The organism is Halomicrobium mukohataei DSM 12286, assembly GCF_000023965.1.
Lineage (GTDB): Archaea > Halobacteriota > Halobacteria > Halobacteriales > Haloarculaceae > Halomicrobium > Halomicrobium mukohataei.
The window spans coordinates 670216-689178 of sequence record NC_013202.1 but is presented as its reverse complement, the minus strand read 5'-3'; the positions used below and the strand labels follow the sequence as shown (position 1 = coordinate 689178).

The window sequence follows — 18963 nt, the reverse complement described above, 5'->3', positions numbered from 1 at the left end:
GACGAGACGGCCGTGTGACCGCTCCATACGGACGGTTGTAGCGATGTACCGGTGAGCGTTAGGACGGGTAGACGCTCACCGGTACGCAACGACAACGTTCCGTATCAGTGTGGGATCTGTCAGTCCATGCCATCAACCTTTATAAGTCTTAAATACGTGTTTTAAGTCGAGACATGGTTGACCCCAAGGAAACCATCAATATCGAAAACGTCGTCGCCTCGACTGGCATTGGGCAAGAACTCGACCTCCAGAGCGTGGCGATGGACCTGGAAGGGGCGGACTACGATCCCGAGCAGTTCCCGGGGCTGGTCTATCGGACGCAGGACCCCAAGTCGGCAGCGCTGATCTTCCGATCGGGTAAGATCGTCTGTACCGGTGCGAAAAGCACCGACGACGTCCACCAGAGTCTACGCATCGTCTTCGACAAGCTCCGCGATCTGAACATCCAGGTCGACGACGACCCGGAGATCGTCGTCCAGAACATCGTCACGTCGGCCGACCTCGGTCGGACGCTGAACCTCAACGCGATCGCGATCGGGCTGGGGCTGGAGAACATCGAGTACGAGCCCGAGCAGTTCCCGGGGCTGGTCTACCGCCTCGACGACCCCGACGTGGTCGCCCTGCTGTTCGGTTCGGGGAAACTCGTCATCACGGGCGGGAAAGAGCCCGACGACGCCAAGGAGGCCGTCGACAAGATCGTCTCCCGACTCGAAGACCTCGGCCTGCTGGAATAGCGCGACGACGCCTCTCGTCTTCTCTCTGGCCGGCGCGCCTTCGATGCATCCTTTAGCGGGCCAGCCGTACCGTCTGCTATGTTCGGCCTCCTGCAGACGGGTATCGCTGGCGGCGGGCTGGTAGCGATCGCCGTGACGCTGCTCGTGACCTGGCTGTTCTACGGCGTGACCCTCCACCTGGCGGCCGTGTTCTTCATCGGCGAGGTCCCGAGCCAGCGGGCTGCCTACGCGGCGATCGCACCGGCGGTCGTCTCCCTGCTCCTCCAGCAGTACACCGGCACTGGCCTGCTCGTCCTGGTGACCATCGCCGCCACGCTCGCGACCGATCTGTTCTCGATCAGCTACGTCTACCGGCTCAAGTGGCGCTCCGCGATGCCCCTCGTTGCTCTCCACTTTGCCTTCGCCGGAGTGCTCGGGTTCGCGTTCAACAACATCTTCGGGCTGGTCTGATACGCGCGGCCGTCGTCGGGACGCACGCGAGCCGATTCGGAAACGCTTAACCGCGCCGACGGGAATGGACGCGTATGGCTAAGTTCGAAGAAGCGTCCGAGCGACTCCTCAACAAGCAGATCTGCATGCGGTGTAACGCTCGCAACCCAGCCCGCACAGAGAAGTGCCGCAAGTGTGGCTACAAGAAGCTCCGACCGAAGGCCAGCGAACCCCGCTCGGCCTGATCGGCTCTTCACTCCGTTTTTGCCGATCGGTAGTCATACCGCCGTCCCGACCGACAGTCTCGTATGACACCGGTTCCGTTGTTGCTACTCTTTACCGCGGGAGTCGCCGTCGCCGGGTACGGACTGGTCCGGTACTCTCGACGTGCGCTACGCGACCCCTACGACGCGACGGCGATCGGCACGGTCGTCGAGTCGGACCTCGACGCCGAGACGAGTGCCCGGCGCGGGGACTACACGCCCGCGGTCAGCTACGAGTACGTGGTCGACGGGGTGACTTACCGACACGACCGCGTGCGAGCCAACACCGATCCGCTCTCGCGCCGCGGCGGCACCGTGTTGCTCGGCGAGTTCCACGAGGACGCCGAGGTGACGGTCCACTACGACGCCGCCGACCCCGAGCGGGCGGTCCTCGTCCCGCCCGAGGGCGGCGGGTCCTGGCTCGTGCTAGCCGTGGCCGGCTCTCTCGTGGCCATCGTCGCCGCCGCTCTCGGTGTGGCGGGCGTCTGAACGACGAGCGCTTTTGTCCGTCCCGCCACAGAGTCGAGTATGGAGCAGATGGACGGGCTTCAGGTGACCGACTGTGAGCGCTGTGGCGACCTCGTCGACTCCCGATCTCGGATCGTCGACGGCACCGGACCGCCGGAGGCAGACCTCCTGTTCGTCGGCGAGGCCCCCGGCGCGCAGGAAGACGCCGACGGCGAGCCGTTCGTCGGTCGCAGCGGCGACGTACTGGACGACGCCCTGCGCGAGGCGGGGCTCGATCGGGGCGACGTACGCATCACCAACTGCGTGCGCTGTCGCCCGCCCGACAACCGCGACCCCCGGCAGGCGGAGCTGGCCAACTGCCGCCCCTATCTCGAACGCGAGATCGAACTGGTCGACCCGGAGCTGATCGTGACCCTGGGGAAGGTGCCGGCCGAGCATCTGCTGGAACGAGACGTGGCCGTCACGAGCGAGGCCGGCGACGTGTTCGACCCCGAGATCGGCGGCCAGCGCCGCGAACTGCTGGTCTCGGTCCATCCGGCGGCGACGCTGTACGACCGGAGTCAGGCAGACACCTTCGACGACGCCATCGCGACGGCCGCCGACTACACGGACGAGGACAGTGGACAACGGCGGCTCGGTGATTTCTAGCGAGGGGCAGCCCGAACGAAGTGAGGGGTGGCCCTCGAAACGCGAGCGGTGAGGGACGGAACCGCGAGCGGCGGCGGAGAACGAAGGAGGGTGGGTCTCGTGATCGCGGGCAACGTTCGGTGGAACAGGAAGCGACTTAGGAGCGTCTCGCGAAGGCTACGTATGGCCACGAAACAGACCGCCGCCGAGGTGGTCGTCGTCGACTACGGGCTGGGGAACCTCCGGAGTGTCACCCGCGGGCTCGAACGGGCCGGTGCGGACGTGCTCCTCTCGGAGGACCCCGCCGAGTTCGCCGCGGCCGACGGCATCGTTCTGCCGGGCGTCGGCGCGTTCAGCGAAGGGATGGACAACGCCGGTCCGTTCCGCGAGGCACTGGTCGAGGAAGCCGAGGCCGGGACGCCGCTCTTTGGCATCTGTCTCGGGATGCAGATGCTCCTGACGACGAGCGAGGAGGCGGACCACGAGGGCCAGGGCGACGCCGAGGGGCTCGACCTGATCCCCGGGAAGAACGTCCGCTTTCGGAGCGACCAGACCGTCCCGCACATGGGCTGGAACGAGCTGGACGTCCAGCGCGACCACCCGCTCGTCGAGGGCGTCGACAGTGTGGGATCGGAGCTGCCACGAGCAGACGGACCCGCGAAGGGCGGGTCCGTCGACGGCGAGTACGCTTACTTCGTACACTCGTACTACGCCGCGCCGGACGACGATGCCGCCGTCGTCGCGACGACCGACTACGGCACCGACTTCGCCAGCATCGTCGCCAACGAGGCCGGCAACGTCTTTGGCACCCAGTTCCACCCCGAAAAGTCGGGGGAGACGGGCCTCCGGATTCTGCGGAACTTCGTCGACATCTGCGCGGAGTGAGGTGGGCCGTTAGGCGGCCGACTGCTCGCGGGCTTCTTCGACCGGGAGCCACAGCCGCGCGGTCGTGCCGTCGTCGACCGCGAAGTCGAGATCTCCGCCCAGCCGCCGGGTCGCCCACGAGGCGAGCCACAGCCCCAGTCCGGTGGAGTGTTCCAGATCGGTCTCCTCGCCGGCTGCCAGCACGTCGAGTTCGTGGTCGGGGATTCCCGGCCCGTCGTCGGCGACGGCGATCTCGATGCCGCCGTCGTGCGCCGTTGCGGTGACCCGGACGGGCGCGGTCGCGTCGGTCCCATCGGGGTACCGACCGTCTTGGCTCGTGGAGCCATGCTCCACGGCGTCCTGACGAGTAGGCGAGTCAGGGCTCGTGGGACCGTGTTCCACGGCGTCCCGAGGAGTAGGCGAGTCAGGGCTCGTGGGACCGTGTTCCACGGCGTCCCGAGGAGTTTCGGACTCGGGGCTCGTGGAGCCATGCTCCACGGCGTTCTCCACGAGCGCGACACACAGCACCCGGAGCGTGTCGGCGTCGATCGTCACGGCCGTGTCGGGGGCGTCGACCGCGATGGGTACGTCGGCGTCGACCTCGTCGACGGCGTCGGCCAGCAGCGCCGATAGCTCGACGGTGGTCGCCCGTCGATCCGCGCCGAGAATGCCTTCGATGGCGCGCGCCTTCTCGCCCAGATCGACGAGGTCGTCGGCCTTCCCCTCGACGGTGTCGAGCAGCTCCGAGACCTCCGCGTCGTCGGTCGCCTCGTTCGCGGCCTCGGCGAACCCGCGGACGACCGTCATGTCGTTGCGGAGATTGTGCCGGACGACGCGGTTGAGCACCTGCAGGCGCTGCTCGCGCTCGATCTCTTCGGTGATGTCCTGCAGGACGATCGTCGAGCCGAGCCGATCACCGCTGCCGGTCAGCGGGGTCGTCGCGAGGCTGTAGGTCCGTCGGCGGTTCCCCGTCTCGATCGTCACGCGATCGGTCGTGTCGGGGCCCGCAAACGTCTCGTCGGTCAGGAACGCGGCCAGTGGCTCGGTCAGTGCCCGCGCCTTCTCGACGCTCAGGACCGCCTCGGCAGCGGCGTTGAGCGTCACGATCCGGTCGTGCTCGTCGACGACGACGACGGGGTTCCCGAGGTCCTCGATGGCGGCACGCTCGCCCTCCCGTCGGGTCGCCGGGTGGAACTCGAACATGTCGCTGCGGACGAACGCGTAGGCGTCGAGCGCGATGTGGGGCAGGAAAAGCACTGTCGCGAAGTTCAGCTCGGGGACCGGGCCGACGCCGTAGAGCCAGAGGACGACCGCCGACAGCGGCGGGACCGTGCTCACGCCGACGGCGATCGCCTCTCGGCGGTACAGTCGCCCGTAGCTGACGACGGTGTCGAACAGCACCAGACTGCCCAGTAGCGCGATCAGCACGCCGCCGGTGGCCACCGCCACTGCCCACAGCTCCAGCTCGTAGGCCGTTCCCGCCAGTCCCGCCACCGCCACGACGGAGAAGTCGTCCCAGACGAGCCCGTGCCACGGGTTCGTGCCCAGCAGGACGACGGCGACGGCCGGCAGCGTCAGCAGCGCCCGATACCACGGCGTCTCGACGACGTGGTCGCGCCCGGTGTAGGCCAGCGCGAACGCGAGAAAGTACACCGCGATTCCGGCCAGCAACGCCCAGCCGAGCACCTCCAGGGCCAGCCGGATCGTCTCGTCGAACACCAGCAGCGAGACGGCGTAGCTCACGCTCCACAGCGCCTGGCAGACCAGTGACAGCAGGAACCACGTCGCGCCCGGCTTCTCGCGGTAGCGCCAGAGCCGCCAGATCAGCAACAGCGTTCCGGCACCCGAGGCCAGCGACGCGACGACGATCCAGCTGCCGGCGATCATCTACTGACTGGTGGGTAGCGAGCCACTTACCGGTGCTGGTCGTCCGACACCCGCCCGTATCAGAGGAAATCGCGCACGTCGGAGTACCACATGTCGTGTTCGTCGGTGGCGTCGATGGCCCGGGCGATCCGGACCGCGATGGCGTGCCAGCACAGTTCGTCGGGATCCGTGGCGTCGAGGTTGTACTCGCTGTCCGCGCAGGTACAGCCGCCGTCTTCGACGACGTACTCGTCGTCGTGGCCCACCACGACCGTGAAGTCTCGGTACTCCTTGACACGCTGCTCGCCGACGGCTTCGATGGCCTGCTGGCCGCGGTCGCCGTGGACCGAGACGATGCGGTCGACGGCGTCGGGGGTCAACGCTCCCGCGGCTTCGAGCATCGACACCCACTCCTCGACCGCGCTCATTGGCCCCACTTGCGTGAGACGGGTGAAAACACCGTCGGTGAGCGCGCGATGCGTGGCGCTTTTCGCTCCCCGCCCTCCAGTAGCGGTATGCGCGTCACAGAGGGGCAGGTCACCGTCGAGGTACCGGAGCAGGCCGACGCCGGCAAGGGCGAGAACGTCTTTTTCAACCCCGTTCAGGAGCTGAACCGCGACCTGACGATCGCCACGCTGCGGGCCGTCCGCGAGCGCGAGCCCCGCGCCGAGCGCTACCTCGACGCGACGGCGGCCAGTGGCGTCCGCGGCGTCCGGGCCGCCGCCGACGGCTGGGAGGCGACGCTGTGCGATGTCGATCCCGACGCGGTCGCCCTCTGTGAACGGAACCTCGAACGCAACGGTCTCTCGGGGACCGTCCGCCACGAGGACGCCAACGTGGCGATGCACAGCGACCCCTGGGACGTGGTCGACATCGACCCCTTCGGGACGCCGATCCCCTTCGCCGACGCGGCCTTTCAGGGGACCCGCGACCTCGTCTGCGTGACTGCGACCGACACCGCGCCGCTGTGTGGCGCACACTTCGAGAGCGGCGTCAGGAGCTACAGCGCGATCCCGCGCAACACCGAGTACCACGCCGAGATGGGGATGCGGATCCTGCTCGGTGCGATGGTCCGGACCGCCGCCCGCTACGACGTGGCCGCTCGTCCGATCCTCAGCCACGCGACCAAGCACTACGCCCGGACGTACCTCGAACTGGACCACGGCGCGACCGTGGCCAACGCCGCCGTCGACGAACTCGGCCACGTCTACCACTGCCAACAGTGTCTCTACCGGAGCCACGAGGCGGGGCTCCACGCCGACGCGCCCGACGCCTGCCCGAACTGCGGCCAGCACCTCCAGACTGCCGGCCCGCTCTGGCTGGGCGGGACCTGCGAGCCCGACTTCGCCGCGGCCGTGACGGAGCACCTCACCGAGGACATGGGGACGGCCGACCGGGCGGCCGAGCTGCTGGCGACGCTGGGCGCGGAACTCCCGACGCCGACCCACTACGACCAGCACCGCCTGTGCAAGCGCTGGGGCGTCGGCGCGCCCGCGATGGACGACTTTCTCGACGCGTTGCGGGCGGCCGGACACGAGTCCTCTCGGACCCACTACGGCGGCACGACGTTCAAGACCGCCGCCGACGTGACCGAGATCAGGGACGCGACGGTCGACTCGTCCTAGGCGAGCGTCTCGACGAGCCGACCGGCGAGGGAGTAGCCGGCGTGGTACACCGGCCGGAGGAAGTAGTTGACCATGCCGACGAACCCGAGCAGGCCGCCGACCGTCTGGATCTCCGCGGGCGTCGCCCCGAAGACGAACGCGCTCGCGGCCGCTGCCAGTGCCGGCGCGACCCAGAGGTCCCGAACGTAGCGGTCGAGGTCCTGCCCGAGTCGCCGACCGGGACGGGGGAGGCGCTCTCTGCCCGCGGCGAGCGTGACGGCGATCAGCGCCAGCACCGCCACGAGCGGGACGCCACCGCCGATTCCGGCGAGGCTGGCTCCGATCAGGAGCACGCTGGCGACGAGCAAGAGCGCAGTCGCCTCCATCGCTCGCTCGTCGAACACGCGTTGCATGTCCGGCCGAAGGAGGGCCCCCACAATATGGGTTCCGCCTCCCGGACCGGCGGCCGCGAGGATCTGGACCGGCAGCTACAACAGGCCGCCGCTCACATCGGTCCAACGATGACAGCCGAGGACGGGGAGACGCCCCCACCGGACGCGGGTGACGGGGACGACGCCGACAGCACGCCGTCGAGCGAGCGCCAGGCGGCTGGTAGCGGCGGCGAGACGCCCCCGCCCGACGAACCCGCACGGCGGGACAATCCGACACAGGAAGAACTCGACGAACTGCGCGCCGAACTGGAGTCGTTCCGAGAGGACGTCGAGGACCGGACGCTCCATCGCGACGAGGTCAAAGACGACCTCCGCCGGTACGTTCGCCGCGAACTCCGGCGGGGCCACGCCCGCGGCTGGGGGCCGTATCTCGTCTTGCTGTACGGCACCGCCATGACGCTCGGTGCGTTCTACTACCTCCAGGACCAGGGGCTGTGGGCCGTGCTGGCGATGGTCGTCGTCTGGCTCTCGACGCTCGGGCTCTACGTCGTGATGATCGTCGCCGGTCTGGGGATCGGTGCCGCGGGTATCCCGCGACGCCTGCTCGATCGGCTGCGGGGCTGACCGTGCGCGCGATCGGCGTCACCGAGTGGCTCGGGGAGACTCTCAGTTCTGCGGCCGTTCCCTTCGCCCTGGTGACCCAGCTCGGTGACCTCTGGTTTCTCACAGTCGTCGTAGGGCTGCTCTACTGGCTCGGTCGGTCCACGCCCCGGATCGGCGCGGGCGTCGACCGCGAGCGGACGGCGACGGTCGTGGCGCTCCTGTTCGGGACTGTCGCGTTGCTCACGACGCTCAAGCCGCTGTTCGGCCTGGCCCGGCCGCCGGACGCGGGCGTGGCTCCGCAGGCCGCTCTCGTTCCGGCGGCTCTGGAGGGGGTGTACGCGTGGCTCGCGACCGGCGACGGCTTCGGCTTCCCCAGCGGCCACGCGCTGGGGACGACTGTCGTCTTCGGCGGGCTCGCGTGGGCCGTCCGCGCCGGCCCCCTCCGGCGACGCGTCGCGCTCGCCGCCGGTCTCGTCGCGCTCGTCTCCCTCTCTCGGCTCGCACTCGGTGTCCACTACCTCGTCGACGTGCTCGCCGGGGCGGGGCTGGGCCTCGCGTATCTCCTCGTCGTAGTTGGCGTCCTGGGGACGCCACGGCGGGCCTTCGGCCTCGCGACGGCAGTGGCGGTGGTCGGTCTCCCGATCGTGGGTCCCCACCCGGAACTGGTCGCCACCGTCGGGCTGTGTGTCGGCGGGACGGCGGCCTGGCTGGTCGCTGGCGATCGCCTCCTGGCGCTTTCGGACACCCGCCGCAGCGGTGTCCTCGCCACGCTCCTCGGACTGGCGGTCGCGGGGCCGGCGCTCGCGGTGACCGGCCTGCTGGCCTCGTCGGTCCCGCTCGCGCTGGCGGGCGGACTGGTCGGTGGCGTCGTCATCGTGGCGGCACCGCTTTCAGGTCACGGCCTCACAAAAAAGAGCGCGTAGTCGGCGGTCGTCGCTGGCCTATTCCTGACGGCGAGACGACTGGGTTCCGTGGCCTCAGAACTTCTCGAGGTAGCGGTCGAGCTCCCAGTCGGAGACGTCGACGCGGAACTCGTCGTACTCCTGGGTCTTGGCGTCGACGAAGTTCTCGTAGACGTGCTGGCCCAGCGCGTCCTGAATGACCTCGTCCGCTTCGAGGGCGTCGACGGCCTCGCCGAGGTTCGACGGCAGCGTGGTGATGCCGTACTCCTCGCGCTTTGCCTCGTCGAACTCGTAGATGTTCTCGCGGACGGGGTCGTCGCAGTCCAGTTCCTTCTCGATGCCGTCCAGTCCGGCGTGGATGAGCGCCGCGAAGGCGAGATACGGGTTACAGGACGGGTCGGGGAAGCGGGCCTCGATCCGGCTGGCTGCGGGCGTGCGGGCCGCGGGCTTGCGGATCAGTGCCGAGCGGTTGCGGTCGGACCAGGCGACGTAGACGGGTGCCTCGTAGCCCGGCACCAGTCGCTTGTAGGAGTTGACGGTCGGGTTCGACACCGCGGCGATGGCCTCTGCGTGTTCGAGGATCCCGGCGGTGAACTGCTTTGCCGTCTCCGAGAGGTCGAACTCGTCGTCCTCGTCGTGGAACGCGTTCTCGCCGTCCTCGAACAGCGAGAAGTGCGTGTGCATCCCCGAGCCGTTGATCTTCGGGATCGGCTTGGGCATGAACGTCGCGTGCAGGTCGTGTTCGGCCGCGATGGCGCGGACGACCGCGCGGAAGGTGGCGACGTTGTCGGCCGTGCTCAGCGCGTCGTCGTAAGTGAAGTTGATCTCGTGCTGGCCCTGGGCGACCTCGTGGTGGGAGGCCTCGATGTCGAAGCCCATCTCTTCGAGGCCGAAGATGATGTCACGGCGCACGTCGGAGGCGAGGTCCTTCGGCGCGAGGTCGAAGTAGCCACCGGCGTCGTTGGTCTTGGTCGTCGCGCGACCCTCCTCGTCTTCCTCGAACAGGAAGAACTCCGGCTCGGGAGCCGCGTTGACCGTGTAGCCCATCTCCTCGGCGCGCTGGATGGCGCGCTTGAGGACGCCACGCGGGTCACCGGCGAAGGGCTCGCCCGTCGAGGTGTCGATGACGTCACAGATGAGGCGCGCGGCGGCGCTCTCGCCGTCGTTGCGCCACGGGAGCACGGAGAACGTCTCCGGGTCCGGGTCCAGGCGCATGTCCGACTCCTGAATGCGGACGAAGCCGTTGATCGAGGAACCGTCGAAGTAGATCCCCTCGGTGAAGGCCTTCTCTGCCTGGTCGGCCGGCACGGAGACGTTCTTGATCGTCCCCAGAATGTCTGTAAACTGCAGACGAAGGAAGTCGACGTTCTTCTCTTCGATCTCTTCCAGTACGTCTTGTGCGTCCGCCGAGAGTTCGCTTGTCATTTTTGGACACCCGAGAGGAACACTGCTATCACTAAAATCCTGCTGCTTTGCGCAAAGCTTCCGGGCCTACGGGATGGAATTGTATATTCGTAAAATTCTAATCCCTGGGGATCGTTCCACGATGTAATGACGTACGAAAATTTGGACCGGAAGCTAGTGAATGAACTTCTGGGCGACGGACGAGCCAGCCTGCGGAGCCTCGCCGAGGACCTCGACGTCTCGGTCACCACCGTCTCCAACCACCTCTCCGATCTGGAAGAACAGGGGATCATCCAGGGGTACACGCCGAAAGTCGACTACGACGAACTGGGCTACGACGTGACCGCCATCGTCCAGCTCAAGGTCGAGGGCTCCTCGCTGCCGGAGGTCACGGAGTCGCTGCGCGAGCACAAACAGATGATCTCGGTCTACGAGGTTACCGGCGACTACGACATCATCGCCGTCGGGAAGTTCTCCGACACCGACGGCATGAACGCCCAGATCAAGGAGCTGCTGACCGACCCCGAGATCAAGGAGTCCAACACCAGCGTCGTGCTCAACGCCGCCAGCGAACACGAGCAGTTCGACCTCGAACTCGAAGAGTAATCGACCGTCGCCGTCGTGGCCCGGCCTCCGGGAAATCGATATCCAAACATTCTTGACTGAATAGTCAGTTAACACTGGTAATGAGCGCTTCCGCCCAGCCACCGGCCCCTCCATCGCGGTCCGCGACGCGACCCAGACGAGAGGTGATCGGGGAGTGACGCTACTCGACGAACTGCGACGCGCCTTCTCCGTGGTCTTTCGGGGCCCGGAAGAGCTGGAGCTGACCAGCGGCTCGATCGGGACGCCGCTCTTTTTCCTCTCCTTGCCGATCATCATCACGAACCTCCTGCAGGTCGCGTACAACCTCGCCGATACCTTCTGGCTCGGCCAGTACAGCACCGAGGCGCTGGCGGCGATCTCCTTCGCCTTCCCGATGGTCTTTTTCCTCATCTCGCTGGCCATGGGGATCTCCGTGGCCGGCAGCGTCCTCGTGGCCCAGTACACCGGCGCTGGCGAGCCCGAGAAGGCCCAGTACGCCGCTTCCCAGACCGTGACCTTCGCCGTGCTGGCGTCGGTCTTCTTCGGCGTCACCGGCTACTTCTTCGTCGAGGACTTCCTGCGGTTCGTCGGGGCCTCGGAGTCGGTGCTGCCCGGCGCGACGGCGTACCTGCAGGTGATGGCGCTGGGACTGGCTTTCCTCTTTGGCTTCCTCGTGTTCATCTCGCTGATGCGGGGCGCTGGCGACACCGTGACGCCGATGCTCGTGATGTTCGGGACGGTCGTCCTGAACGTCGTCCTCGACCCCTTCCTCATCTTCGGCTGGACGCTGGTCGAGTCGGCACCGGTGGTCGGGACGATCGCCTTCCCGGAACTGGGCGTGCAGGGCGCGGCGATCGCGACGATCTTCTCGCGTGGGGTCGCGATGGCCGTCGGCCTCGCCATCATGCTCTCGGGGGCCCGCGGCGTCAAGATCTCCCCCGGCGAGATGGTCCCCGACCCCGCCTACGTCCGCAAGCTGTTGCGCATCGGCGTCCCCGCCTCCATCGAGGGGACCGGCCGCTCGATCTCGGTCAACCTCATGCTGATCGTCGTCGGGACGTTCTCGACGCCGGTCGTCGCCGCCTTCGGCGTCGGCACCCGGATCTTCTCGCTGATCTTCATGCCCGCCATCGCCGTCGACCGCGGCGTCGAAACGATGACCGGCCAGAACATCGGCGCGGACAAGCCCGACCGGGCCAACACCGCCAACCACTTCGCCGCGAAAGCCTCCTTCCTCATCCTCGCCGCGGTCGGCGTCGTCGTCTTCTTCACCGCGCCGACGATCGTCAACGTGTTCAGCCCCGACCAGGAGGTCGTCCGCATCGGGGCGGAGTTCCTCCGCTGGGTCGCCCCGACCTTCGGATTCATCGGCGTCGTCCGGGCCTACTCCGGCGGCTTCCGTGGTTCGGGCAAGACGCTCACCGCCGCCGCGCTGGCGATCCTGATGCTCGGGTTCATCCGCCTGCCGGTGTCGTGGGTCGCGTCCCGCGTCGTCGACGTTTCGACCGTTTCGCTTTCGGTGCCCGGAGTCGGCACGCTCGCGACCGACATCCTCGCGGGGACGCCGGTGGCCGACGCCTTCGCGTACTCGCTCGGCTCTCGCGGGATCTGGCTCGGCTTCGCCGTCTCGAACGTGCTGGCCGCCGTCCTCGCGTGGGCGTGGTTCTCGCGGGGCACCTGGCGCGAGGCCGACCTCACCGACGAGCCCACCGCCGCCGTGGCCGACGACTAGGGACGGCTGCTCTCGGTTCTGTGACCGCTACTGCGGCGACCGTGGTCACCTCCTCGAAAGCCCTCGGCCGGGGTCTTTCGCGGTGTGGTCCGTAGTCGAGTCGGTCTTCCAAATCACTCTTCCTAGCCGGCGTGGGGATTATAGTCACAGGTCACTAACGCACGGCCGTGAACACGCGTACCGGGGCGCTCGACGCGGTTGTCTTCGGTGTCGACATCCAGAGTGGCGACGTGCGCGGGGACGCACCCTCCTACGCGCTGGTCGTGTTCGACGGCGAGGAGATCGAGCGCGACGTGGTGAGCCTGCGCAAGCTCCGGCGGCTGATCGACGACGTGGAGCCGTCGATCGTCGCGACGGACAACATGTACGAACTCGCGGCGGACAAGGACGCGCTCGTCCACTTCCTGGGCAGCCTCCCCGACGAGACCAAGCTCGTCCAGGTGACCGGTGCCGAGCAGCCCGAACCCCTCTCTCGGGTGGCCTCTCGTCACGGAGTCCCCTACGGCAAGGAGCCGATGAAAGAGGCGGAAGCGGCCGCACGGCTCGCCGCGGCCAACGTCGGGCAGGAGGTGTCGGCCTTCACCGACACGACCGAGGTGAAGGTCGCTCGCGGTCGCTCGACGGGCGGCGGTGGCGGCTGGTCCGAGGACCGCTACACTCGCCGGATCCACGGCTCGGTCAAGCAGCGCGCTCGCTCGGTCGAGTCGGAACTGGACGACGCCGGCCTCGACTACGAGCGCGAGGTCACCGAGAAGTACGGCGGCTTCTCGCAGGCGCTCTTTACGGTCTCTGCCCGGCCCCAGGACATCCCCGTCTCGCGGATGCGCTCGGGCGACGTGCGCGTCGAGATCGAGCGCGAGCGCCGCGACGGGATCGAGTTCCGACCGCTGGCCAAGCGGCGCGACCACGTCGTCGTCGGCGTCGATCCCGGGACGACGACGGCCGTCGCGATCGTGGGGCTCGACGGCGAGGTCCTGGACGTGTACTCCTCGCGGACCGTCGACGCCGCGGGCGTCACCGAGTGGATCGTCGAGCGGGGCCGGCCCATCGTCGTCGCGGCGGACGTGACGCCGATGCCGGAGACCGTCGAGAAGCTGCGCCGCTCGTTCAGCGCTGCGGGGTGGACGCCAGACAGCGACCTCGCGATCGACGTGAAACAACACCGCACTCGCGAGGAGGGGTACGACAACGACCACGAGCGCGACGCGATGGCGGCAGCGCTGGGGGCCTACGACGACCACGCCGACCAGTTCGAGCGCATCGCCGAGAAGGTCCCGCCCCGCGAGGACGTGGGCGAGGTGACCGCCCGTGTCGTCGCTGGCGAGGAGTCCGTCGAGAGCGTCCTCGACGATCTCTCAGACGACGGTGACGACGGCGACGAACAGACCGAACACACGCCCCGCGAACTCACCGAAGAGGAGAAGGAGATCAAACGGCTGCGAGCCCGCGTCGAGCGCCTGGAGGGCCACGTCGACGATCTGGAGGCGACGATCCAGCAGAAAGACGACCGGCTCGCGGAGAAAGAGCGGGAACTCTCACAGGCCCGCAGCGAGGAACGCCGCGAAGTGCGCAAGGACCGCGAGGTCACGCGCCTCCAGCGGGAAAACGAGCGTCTCGAACGCGAACTCGAAGCCGAACGCGAGGACCGCGAGGCCCTCGAAGCGAAGCTCGAACGGCTCAAGGGGCTGTGGAAGCTCGATCACTCGAACTTCGCGGACGTGTCGGAGAAACAGGAGGGACTGGTGTCGGTGAAAGTGATCGAACAGTTCACCTCCGGTGCCATCGAGAGCGCCGACGAGGCGGTCGGTCTCGTCGAGGACGACGTGATCCTGCTGCGGGACGCCTCGGGCGCGGGCCGCTCGACTGCCCAGCGCCTCGCGGACGTGAACCCGCGGATCGTCCTGCGAAACGGCGGCCTTTCAGATGTGGCCGACGAGATTCTCTTCGACCACGGGATTCCCGTCGCGCCCGCGGAGATGGTGACCGTCCAGGAGGTCGACGAACTCGCGGTGGCTCGCGACCACGAGGTCGAGGCTGCCATCGAGGACTGGGAGGAGCGCGCCGAGGAACGGAAACGGGAGCAAAACGCGGAGATGGTCGACCAGATCATCAGCGAGCACCGCGCCGACCGGCCCGAGAGCTAGGGCATCCCGCCCATGCCGCCGCCGAGGCCGAAGGCGCTCATCAGGTTCGTGACCATCCCGTAGACGATCAGTCCGAGGCCGGCGACGACGAAGGCGATGCCGGCGGCGACGATAGGTGCCTGCCACGCGACCAGCGCGATGCCGCCAAGCATGACGACCACGCCGAGGAGACCGGCGATCCCGAGTTTGTCGAACATACTCCGACTGGTGCGAGGGAGGGAGGTAAGGGCTGTGGTCCGCGGCGACAGCTGCGTCTCTTCGATCTGATTCGAACCCGTTTTCGAAGAGCAGTCTCCGATTTCTTTCTGTGTCTGCAATTGACCAGAGCAAGATACTGGCGGACCACTGAGAGGCTACTTCACTCCTATATCTGTTCTATAATCATATCTCAAAAAGTAAAAACCAAAAACTATTTTAATCTATTGATTTTGAATGGAAGTGATGTCAAAAAGACATCTCAATCGGCGGGCTATGATGGCTCTCACCGGTTCAACGCTTGGCGGAATAGTTAGCAGTGGTCTTGGGGGAGCAGAGTCCACATCGACTACCACAGAAGATCCCGCAATCGACTGGATCGTGATCGAAGATGGGAAAGTTGTACTCGACGCCGAGCCTGAAGATATCGGGCGTGAACTACACAAACAGTTCACACACGTTGTCAAGAGCTTTAATTTGGCGATCGAAGCAGGACACATAACCTTCACGACAAGCGAACAGGAAACTCTCACGGCCGACTCGGCAGACCAAGGAGGTGATTTTGAGGTCCATTCTGAGCCGTCGGAAATAGCTAAAGCGGTAGACTCCGTCGAGAGCCCCTCTACAACCTCTCTTGAGTCGGCAGATCTGGGTGAGACATCGGAGATCACCGCTCTGGGATGTAATAGAGACGACTCGAACGTCGACACGAAGTGGGGCGGAACTCGAAAGGATGTCGAACTGTACATGAGTGATTCCACTATCGACGATCTCAATGCTCTCGGGTCGATCGGGAGTGGTTCGGCAGCAGTCGTTGCTGCAACCCTGAAAAGTGCAGGTGTGATTGGCTCGATGTCCAACCCGCTTACCGTCGCTCTTGGCGGGATAGTCGCAATATATATTGGAACTATTAATTTGCAGAATAACGGTTGCGGAGTCGTTGTGAAGTCGCGGATCACCCCTGCTGTCATTGCTGCACCTATTACAGCAACGCCGACGGTCCACTCACAGTCAGAGTAACCTTTAGACGCGAAGGCGCAGAGAGTGGGTCGTATTCACCCTGTCGTTCGTGAAGTAGACAGACGGACTGTTTCATTCCGAACTGTTCCAGCAACGCTACAGAGGGCATCGCCGCCCAACTTACAGCATCCACCTTCGAATAGAACCGGGCTTTCTGTGCACGGGATGAAAAATAAAGCGGGACCTTTATGTAGATCTACTGAAATTCACTAATTAATGACTCAAAATTCAGATAAAAAGACTAGCCTGGTGACGATCTCTGTCTTTGTTTTTGGTGTACTCTTACTCGCGTACGGTGTTTTGCGGTTGCTAGATATAATCACGTACGATATTCCAACGGCAGCGTTCTTTTTCTTGGGAGTCGCTCTATTATTCTGGGGGATATATCAGTATCTGTGATAACAGCCAGGATGCGTTCGTAGTGCTGTCGTCGTCGTTGCGGTGGTCCAACAAGATACTGCGGTCAGCGAAGCAGTGTCGAGAGATGAGCAAAGCGAGTGTTCCCCTGCCTGTACGCCTGTCCTGTGGCCACTTATTTGAACATAGCCGATCGAGCGAGCGAAACGACGACTCTCAGTGCGCGAACGTCGTGTCCACGTCTCGGGCTGCCCGCACGAGCTCCGCGACGGCCTCTTGATGCTGGAGCAACTCGATCGTGTTCCCCTCGACTCTGAAGGGGCCGTCCATGACGGCCTCGGCCGCGTCGAGTTCGCCCCGCAACATCGCCTTCCAGGCCTCGTAGGGACCACGGAGCGCGAAGTCGTAGTCGAACTCCGTTGCGAGTTCGGCGACGGGACACGCCCCGTCGTCGACGACCAGTCGGACGACGATCGGATCGCCGTCGTACGCGTCGTCCGGCGTGATCTCGAAGCGGAAGGTCGCGGCGAAGTCGGCGGCCGCCTCGGCGAAGGCCGGCCGGTCGGCCAGCGCACCGTGCCACTCGGCGACCCACTCGTCGGCTTCCTCGGGCAGCGTCGTACTCATCGCCCGGTCGTAGGCCCAAGGGGAACTTGGGCGTTGCCACTCGCTGGACGAGTCGATTCGGTCAAAACCGTACAAGCCTTAAACCGTTCGCCATCAAAAGGTGGCGTATGAGCGACAACGAAGGCCGCAAGAACCTCCGGATGCCCGAAGACGACGAGGTGTTCGCCATCGTCACGAACATGCTCGGAGCCAACCGCGTCAAAGTACGCTGTATGGACGGCGTCGAACGCACCGCTCGCATCCCCGGGAAGATGCAAAAGCGCATCTGGATCCGCGAAGACGACGTTGTCCTCGTCGAACCGTGGGACTGGCAAGACGAGAAGGCCGACATCACCTGGCGCTACGACAAGCAGGAGGCCGACCAGCTCAAAGAAGAGGGCCACATCCAGGAGTAACGATGGCCACGCACACATGACGCCGCCACCGTTCGGGGGCGACCGATGAGCGACGACGGCGACTTCGGGCTCGTCGACACCGAGGAGGCCGACGGCGTCGGTGACGAGTGGGAGTCGATCGACGTTTCTGACACCGAGGCAGACGAGATCGCGCGGACGCGCGACCGCGAGTTCAGCGAGTTTCGCAAGCGGATCAAGAACACCGAGCAGTTCAAAGTGACGGCGTCGGTGTTCGACGACGCCACGTACGGCGCGCTGTACAAACTGGTTCAGGACGGACACATCGACGCCTTCGGCGGTCCCATCTCGACGGGCAAGGAGGCGAACGTCTACACCGCACTGGCCGGCGACAGCGAGGCGCGCAGCGCCTCGGGACAGTCGGGCGGCGACGGAGAGCCACGGGACGAGGAGGTCGCGGTCAAGGTCTACCGGATCAACGCCTCGGACTTCCGCGACATGCGGGGGTATCTCGACGGTGACCCGCGCTTCGAGGGAATCGGCTCGGACAAGAAGAAGGTCGTCACCGCGTGGGTTCGCAAGGAGTTCGCCAACCTCCAGCGGGCCCAGAAAGCGGGCGTCCGCGTGCCGAATCCGATCGCCGTCCAGCGCAACGTTCTCGTCATGGAGTACATCGCGACCGAGGACGGCCGTGCCAAGCGGCTCAACGAAGTCCACATCGAGAACCCCGAGACGGCCTTCGAGGTCGTCAGGGAGTACATGCGCCGCCTCTACGACGCGGGACTCGTCCACGGCGACCTCTCGGAGTACAACATCGTGTTCCACGAGGGCCAGCTCGTCGTCATCGACCTGGGCCAGGCCGTGACGGTCCACCACGGCAATGCGCGAGACTACCTCGAACGGGACTGTGAGAACGTCGCGAACTTCTTCGCACGACAGGGCGTGGACGTGACCGCCGAGGACCTGCTCGCAACGGTCACGCGGGCCGACGAGGCAGCCGACGGGTAGCTGACGGCCACAGACGAACGCTTAACTGTCCGGATACAGTAGCTCGCAACATATTATGCAACACGTGAAGATTCCGCAGGACCGCATCGGCGTACTCATCGGCGAAGGGGGTGAGACCATGCGCGAGATCGAGGACCGAGCCGAAGTTCGCCTCGATATCGACTCCGAATCCGGCTCGGTGGGTGTCGAGTCCGTCGGCGACCCGATCACGGGACTGAAAGGCCCCGACATCGTGAAGGCGATCGGTCGCGGCTTCAACCCGGAGGACGCGCTCGCGTTGCTGGACGACGAGATGATGATGTTCGACGTGGTCGACATCGACGCCGCCTCTCGCAACCAGAACGACTTCACTCGACAGAAGGGACGCCTCATCGGCGAGGGCGGTCGGACCCGGGAGCTCATGGAGGAACTCACGGGTGCGTCTGTCGTGATCTACGGCTCGACGCTGGGGATCATCGGTGGTCCGGAACAGGTCGATGCCGTCCGTGAGGCCGCCGAGATGCTGCTCGAAGGCGCACCCCACGGCTCGGTCTACTCCTTCCTCGAACGCAAGCACAACGAGATGAAACAGAAGGGACTGAACTACCACCAGTTCCACGGGTGACCCCCGCGCCGCTTCCGTCGGTCTCGACTGAGCCCAGCCACAGCGCCGTCACGAGGCGCGCTCGTGGCCGCTCGCGATATCGTATTTAAAACCACTGTGACAACCCTTGTCAAATGCGGGCTGGGCTGTCTTTCCGGCGGTCTGGCTTCCGGGTCCACAATCTTTATATAGAAGCACATTCA

The 18963-nt window shown here is 65.9% G+C and carries 22 protein-coding genes; 16 read left to right on the top strand and 6 right to left on the bottom strand.

The window, feature by feature from the left end:
* The first annotated feature begins 173 nt into the window (after nucleotides 1-173).
* The 6 genes from HMUK_RS03445 (at nucleotide 174) to hisH (ending at nucleotide 3406) form a co-directional block, all read left to right on the top strand.
* Nucleotides 174-734 carry a TATA-box-binding protein gene (locus tag HMUK_RS03445; protein WP_015761700.1) on the top strand — a complete coding sequence of 187 codons (561 nt, stop codon included), beginning with the start codon at nucleotides 174-176 and terminating at the stop codon, nucleotides 732-734.
* Between the two features lie 78 nt (nucleotides 735-812).
* Nucleotides 813-1184 (top strand): DUF7473 family protein, encoded by a 372-nt coding sequence (locus tag HMUK_RS03440; protein WP_015761699.1) that lies wholly within the window; start codon nucleotides 813-815, stop codon nucleotides 1182-1184.
* Between the two features lie 74 nt (nucleotides 1185-1258).
* On the top strand, nucleotides 1259-1408 hold the full coding sequence (locus tag HMUK_RS16605) for a 50S ribosomal protein L40e (RefSeq protein WP_015761698.1): 150 nt from the start codon (nucleotides 1259-1261) through the stop codon (nucleotides 1406-1408).
* 63 nt (nucleotides 1409-1471) lie between these two features.
* Nucleotides 1472-1915 (top strand): DUF3592 domain-containing protein, encoded by a 444-nt coding sequence (locus HMUK_RS03435; protein ID WP_015761697.1) that lies wholly within the window; start codon nucleotides 1472-1474, stop codon nucleotides 1913-1915.
* A 39-nt stretch (nucleotides 1916-1954) separates the two neighbouring features.
* Complete coding sequence (locus HMUK_RS03430; RefSeq protein WP_015761696.1) at nucleotides 1955-2542, top strand: uracil-DNA glycosylase; 588 nt, start codon at nucleotides 1955-1957, stop codon at nucleotides 2540-2542.
* Between the two features lie 162 nt (nucleotides 2543-2704).
* Entirely contained in the window at nucleotides 2705-3406 is a 702-nt protein-coding gene (hisH, locus tag HMUK_RS03425; protein ID WP_015761695.1) for an imidazole glycerol phosphate synthase subunit HisH, read from the top strand.
* Nucleotides 3407-3415: 9 nt separating this feature from the next.
* Here the strand turns inward: hisH and HMUK_RS03420 are convergent, their stop codons facing one another.
* Both HMUK_RS03420 and HMUK_RS03415 read right to left on the bottom strand, forming a co-directional pair.
* Nucleotides 3416-5272 carry a histidine kinase N-terminal 7TM domain-containing protein gene (locus HMUK_RS03420; RefSeq protein ID WP_015761694.1) on the bottom strand — a complete coding sequence of 619 codons (1857 nt, stop codon included), beginning with the start codon at nucleotides 5270-5272 and terminating at the stop codon, nucleotides 3416-3418.
* 59 nt (nucleotides 5273-5331) lie between these two features.
* Nucleotides 5332-5679, bottom strand: coding sequence for a hypothetical protein (locus HMUK_RS03415; RefSeq protein ID WP_015761693.1), 348 nt, complete (start codon nucleotides 5677-5679; stop codon nucleotides 5332-5334).
* 87 nt (nucleotides 5680-5766) lie between these two features.
* On the opposite strand from HMUK_RS03415, the gene HMUK_RS03410 reads away from it, so the two are divergent.
* Nucleotides 5767-6876 (top strand): tRNA (guanine(26)-N(2))-dimethyltransferase, encoded by a 1110-nt coding sequence (locus tag HMUK_RS03410; protein ID WP_015761692.1) that lies wholly within the window; start codon nucleotides 5767-5769, stop codon nucleotides 6874-6876.
* Here HMUK_RS03410 and HMUK_RS03405 read toward each other — a convergent pair.
* Nucleotides 6873-7268 (bottom strand): hypothetical protein, encoded by a 396-nt coding sequence (locus HMUK_RS03405; protein WP_015761691.1) that lies wholly within the window; start codon nucleotides 7266-7268, stop codon nucleotides 6873-6875. The two genes, HMUK_RS03410 and HMUK_RS03405, sit on opposite strands and share 4 nt — an antisense overlap.
* 27 nt (nucleotides 7269-7295) lie before the next feature.
* Between HMUK_RS03405 and HMUK_RS18115 the strand changes: the two genes are divergently transcribed.
* Nucleotides 7296-7871: a hypothetical protein gene (locus HMUK_RS18115; protein WP_015761690.1), complete on the top strand. Its 576-nt coding sequence runs from the start codon at nucleotides 7296-7298 to the stop codon at nucleotides 7869-7871.
* A 2-nt stretch (nucleotides 7872-7873) separates the two neighbouring features.
* Nucleotides 7874-8773 carry a phosphatase PAP2 family protein gene (locus HMUK_RS03395; RefSeq protein WP_015761689.1) on the top strand — a complete coding sequence of 300 codons (900 nt, stop codon included), beginning with the start codon at nucleotides 7874-7876 and terminating at the stop codon, nucleotides 8771-8773.
* 54 nt (nucleotides 8774-8827) lie between these two features.
* On the opposite strand, the gene glnA is transcribed toward HMUK_RS03395, so the two are convergent.
* Nucleotides 8828-10177, bottom strand: coding sequence for a type I glutamate--ammonia ligase (gene glnA / locus HMUK_RS03390; protein WP_015761688.1), 1350 nt, complete (start codon nucleotides 10175-10177; stop codon nucleotides 8828-8830).
* Nucleotides 10178-10303: 126 nt separating this feature from the next.
* On the opposite strand from glnA, the gene lrp reads away from it, so the two are divergent.
* The 3 genes from lrp (at nucleotide 10304) to HMUK_RS03375 (ending at nucleotide 14617) form a co-directional block, all read left to right on the top strand.
* Nucleotides 10304-10762, top strand: a complete 459-nt coding sequence (gene lrp / locus HMUK_RS03385; RefSeq protein ID WP_015761687.1) for an HTH-type transcriptional regulator Lrp — start codon at nucleotides 10304-10306, stop codon at nucleotides 10760-10762.
* Nucleotides 10763-10916: 154 nt separating this feature from the next.
* Complete coding sequence (locus HMUK_RS03380) at nucleotides 10917-12473, top strand: MATE family efflux transporter (RefSeq protein ID WP_015761686.1); 1557 nt, start codon at nucleotides 10917-10919, stop codon at nucleotides 12471-12473.
* 167 nt (nucleotides 12474-12640) lie between these two features.
* Nucleotides 12641-14617: a DUF460 domain-containing protein gene (locus tag HMUK_RS03375; protein ID WP_015761685.1), complete on the top strand. Its 1977-nt coding sequence runs from the start codon at nucleotides 12641-12643 to the stop codon at nucleotides 14615-14617.
* Here the strand turns inward: HMUK_RS03375 and HMUK_RS03370 are convergent.
* Nucleotides 14614-14814 (bottom strand): DUF7470 family protein, encoded by a 201-nt coding sequence (locus HMUK_RS03370; RefSeq protein ID WP_015761684.1) that lies wholly within the window; start codon nucleotides 14812-14814, stop codon nucleotides 14614-14616. The two genes, HMUK_RS03375 and HMUK_RS03370, sit on opposite strands and share 4 nt — an antisense overlap.
* Before the next feature lie 244 nt (nucleotides 14815-15058).
* On the opposite strand from HMUK_RS03370, the gene HMUK_RS16600 reads away from it, so the two are divergent.
* Entirely contained in the window at nucleotides 15059-15832 is a 774-nt protein-coding gene (locus HMUK_RS16600; RefSeq protein WP_079979639.1) for a hypothetical protein, read from the top strand.
* 573 nt (nucleotides 15833-16405) lie between these two features.
* On the opposite strand, the gene HMUK_RS03360 is transcribed toward HMUK_RS16600, so the two are convergent.
* Nucleotides 16406-16816: an SCP2 sterol-binding domain-containing protein gene (locus tag HMUK_RS03360; protein WP_015761682.1), complete on the bottom strand. Its 411-nt coding sequence runs from the start codon at nucleotides 16814-16816 to the stop codon at nucleotides 16406-16408.
* A 107-nt stretch (nucleotides 16817-16923) separates the two neighbouring features.
* Between HMUK_RS03360 and eif1A the strand changes: the two genes are divergently transcribed.
* The 3 genes from eif1A to HMUK_RS03345 are packed head-to-tail and all read left to right on the top strand — an operon-like array spanning nucleotide 16924 to nucleotide 18781.
* Nucleotides 16924-17211: a translation initiation factor eIF-1A gene (gene eif1A / locus HMUK_RS03355; RefSeq protein ID WP_015761681.1), complete on the top strand. Its 288-nt coding sequence runs from the start codon at nucleotides 16924-16926 to the stop codon at nucleotides 17209-17211.
* Between the two features lie 45 nt (nucleotides 17212-17256).
* Nucleotides 17257-18177, top strand: a complete 921-nt coding sequence (rio1, locus tag HMUK_RS03350) for a serine/threonine-protein kinase Rio1 (protein ID WP_015761680.1) — start codon at nucleotides 17257-17259, stop codon at nucleotides 18175-18177.
* A 55-nt stretch (nucleotides 18178-18232) separates the two neighbouring features.
* Nucleotides 18233-18781, top strand: coding sequence for a KH domain-containing protein (locus HMUK_RS03345; protein WP_015761679.1), 549 nt, complete (start codon nucleotides 18233-18235; stop codon nucleotides 18779-18781).
* The last annotated feature ends 182 nt before the right edge of the window (nucleotides 18782-18963 follow it).

Coding starts and splice junctions, on each gene's coding strand:
- HMUK_RS03445 (WP_015761700.1), top strand. CDS start 174: ATGGTTGACCCCAAGGAAACCATCAATATCGAAAACGTCGTCGCCTCG.
- HMUK_RS03440 (WP_015761699.1), top strand. CDS start 813: ATGTTCGGCCTCCTGCAGACGGGTATCGCTGGCGGCGGGCTGGTAGCG.
- HMUK_RS16605 (WP_015761698.1), top strand. CDS start 1,259: ATGGCTAAGTTCGAAGAAGCGTCCGAGCGACTCCTCAACAAGCAGATC.
- HMUK_RS03435 (WP_015761697.1), top strand. CDS start 1,472: ATGACACCGGTTCCGTTGTTGCTACTCTTTACCGCGGGAGTCGCCGTC.
- HMUK_RS03430 (WP_015761696.1), top strand. CDS start 1,955: ATGGAGCAGATGGACGGGCTTCAGGTGACCGACTGTGAGCGCTGTGGC.
- hisH (WP_015761695.1), top strand. CDS start 2,705: ATGGCCACGAAACAGACCGCCGCCGAGGTGGTCGTCGTCGACTACGGG.
- HMUK_RS03420 (WP_015761694.1), bottom strand. CDS start 5,272: ATGATCGCCGGCAGCTGGATCGTCGTCGCGTCGCTGGCCTCGGGTGCC.
- HMUK_RS03415 (WP_015761693.1), bottom strand. CDS start 5,679: ATGAGCGCGGTCGAGGAGTGGGTGTCGATGCTCGAAGCCGCGGGAGCG.
- HMUK_RS03410 (WP_015761692.1), top strand. CDS start 5,767: ATGCGCGTCACAGAGGGGCAGGTCACCGTCGAGGTACCGGAGCAGGCC.
- HMUK_RS03405 (WP_015761691.1), bottom strand. CDS start 7,268: ATGCAACGCGTGTTCGACGAGCGAGCGATGGAGGCGACTGCGCTCTTG.
- HMUK_RS18115 (WP_015761690.1), top strand. CDS start 7,296: ATGGGTTCCGCCTCCCGGACCGGCGGCCGCGAGGATCTGGACCGGCAG.
- glnA (WP_015761688.1), bottom strand. CDS start 10,177: ATGACAAGCGAACTCTCGGCGGACGCACAAGACGTACTGGAAGAGATC.
- lrp (WP_015761687.1), top strand. CDS start 10,304: ATGACGTACGAAAATTTGGACCGGAAGCTAGTGAATGAACTTCTGGGC.
- HMUK_RS03370 (WP_015761684.1), bottom strand. CDS start 14,814: ATGTTCGACAAACTCGGGATCGCCGGTCTCCTCGGCGTGGTCGTCATG.
- HMUK_RS16600 (WP_079979639.1), top strand. CDS start 15,059: ATGTCAAAAAGACATCTCAATCGGCGGGCTATGATGGCTCTCACCGGT.
- HMUK_RS03360 (WP_015761682.1), bottom strand. CDS start 16,816: ATGAGTACGACGCTGCCCGAGGAAGCCGACGAGTGGGTCGCCGAGTGG.
- eif1A (WP_015761681.1), top strand. CDS start 16,924: ATGAGCGACAACGAAGGCCGCAAGAACCTCCGGATGCCCGAAGACGAC.
- rio1 (WP_015761680.1), top strand. CDS start 17,257: ATGAGCGACGACGGCGACTTCGGGCTCGTCGACACCGAGGAGGCCGAC.
- HMUK_RS03345 (WP_015761679.1), top strand. CDS start 18,233: ATGCAACACGTGAAGATTCCGCAGGACCGCATCGGCGTACTCATCGGC.